This window comes from Mesorhizobium sp. M2A.F.Ca.ET.067.02.1.1, assembly GCF_004023285.1.
GTDB lineage: Bacteria > Pseudomonadota > Alphaproteobacteria > Rhizobiales > Rhizobiaceae > Mesorhizobium.
On the sequence record NZ_RZSB01001262.1, the window covers coordinates 1 to 872 of the forward strand.

The 872-nt window shown below is 68.1% G+C and carries 1 pseudogene; it reads right to left on the bottom strand.

Going from position 1 to position 872, the window contains the following annotated elements:
* Nucleotides 1-872 (bottom strand): annotated as a pseudogene (locus tag EOA28_RS37195) (hypothetical protein); the annotation flags it as partial.

Sequence of the window (872 nt, forward strand, 5' to 3'; positions counted from 1 at the left end):
GCCCGAGGAGAGCGCGATGTCGACATCGTTGCCGTGGAACGCGACGACGCCGACCGCGTCGCGAACCGGCGGGATGCGCCCGGCGGTATCGAAGCGCGAGCCTTCGATCTGGAAACGGCCGAACACTTCGTCGCCGGTGAGCGGCACGCCATTGCCCAGGCGCCCCGGCACCACCTGGAACTGCAGGTTGGCGTCGGTCACTGTACCCCCGAACAGGTTACCCAGCACCCAAAGCCGCGCATTGCGGGCCGAAAACCAGGGCCACAATTGCTTCACATGCGAGACCGGCATGCCGTGAACGTTGAGCGACAGCGACACGCCCGGAGGACCGTTGTCGACGAAGGCGACGGTGGCCGCGCCCAGCACTTCGCCCGATCCGCCGGACCGGACGCCGATCTGCTCGGCGACGAGCTTGCGGCTCTTTGGCTGATAGACGCCTGCGATGCGGGCCAGGAACCGAAGCGCCGGTTCGGGCGATTCCGAAGGCGCCAGCGTCGAGCCGTCGCTGGTCAGGTCGTAGCGGTATGCGGGCTCCTCCCCGGCGGCTGCCGGCTTCGGCCCGATCGACCCGGCAAAGTCGAAGCTGGAGCGACCGTTCTTGATCAGCAGCCGGTCGACCGAGATCTTGTTCGAGCCGGCCATCAGCGTGGCATCGGCATCGACGTCGAGAGGCAGCAGCCCGCGTTCGTCCAGGTCGAGCACGGAGCCGGTGAGCGAGAGCGAGGCCGCCAGTCGCGACGGGCTGTCGGCCGACGCTTCCGAGCCCGAAAGCTTCAGCGCGATCGAACCTAGTCTAGCGCCATCGGCCGCAGGGGCAGCCTCGGTCGAACCACCCTCGCCGGAGGTGCCCGCGCCTTCTATCTCGATGTTGG